Annotated in this window: 1 pseudogene; it reads left to right on the top strand. The window is 30.3% G+C overall.

Annotated features, from left to right (window positions below):
- Window positions 1–762: pseudogene (locus tag ACOTVC_RS08935) on the top strand (hypothetical protein); the annotation flags it as partial.

Here is a 762-nt window from a genome sequence, read left to right as displayed (position 1 = left end):
GCAAGTGGAACTAATATATCTACTTTAAACAATAAAGGCACTATTAGTGGTAGTCGTGGTGTTTCTATTGCTAGTAACTCTACTATTGAAAATTTGAATAATAGTAATACTGGTTTTATAAGTAGTATTAATATTGTGGGTAACGGTACTGTAAATAATATTAATAATCAAGGAACTATTAATTATATTAGACTTGATAGCAATTCAAAATTAGGTACATTAAACAATAACGGTATTATATCAAGTGATGCAACTGGTATTCATGTTAACTCTGGTAATGTTGATTTAATTAATAATAAAAATATAATAAAGGGAGATGCAAATGGCATACTTGTTCAACGATATAACAATGATAGTGCTAATGTAAAAACCATAGAAAACACAGGGACAATTTTAGGAGTAAATGAAGTTGGTTTGTTAGTTATTACTCATAATGGAAAAATAGATTTAATTGATAATAAGCAAACAGGTTTAATACAAGGAGGGATAGATGCTATTCGGTTATTTGCTTCGTTTGGTAAAATAGGAAAAATAGAGCAAGTAAATAATGAAGGTTCTATTATAGGTGGTCAAAATGGTATAAACATACAAGAATTCAGCAATAACAAAGGCTTGGTAAATTATATCAACACCATCACCAATAAAGGCACTATACTAGGTCAAAGTGGTGCAGGTATATATGTAAATGGTGCTAATCAGCACATTAAAGACTATATCAAACTCGAAGGTTCTAATGCTCTCATAGCAGGAGGAACTGCGGGT

It is taken from the genome of Campylobacter sp. GB48, assembly GCF_049221845.1.
GTDB lineage: Bacteria > Campylobacterota > Campylobacteria > Campylobacterales > Campylobacteraceae > Campylobacter_D > Campylobacter_D lari_C.
This window is presented reverse-complemented; position numbering and strand designations above follow the sequence as displayed.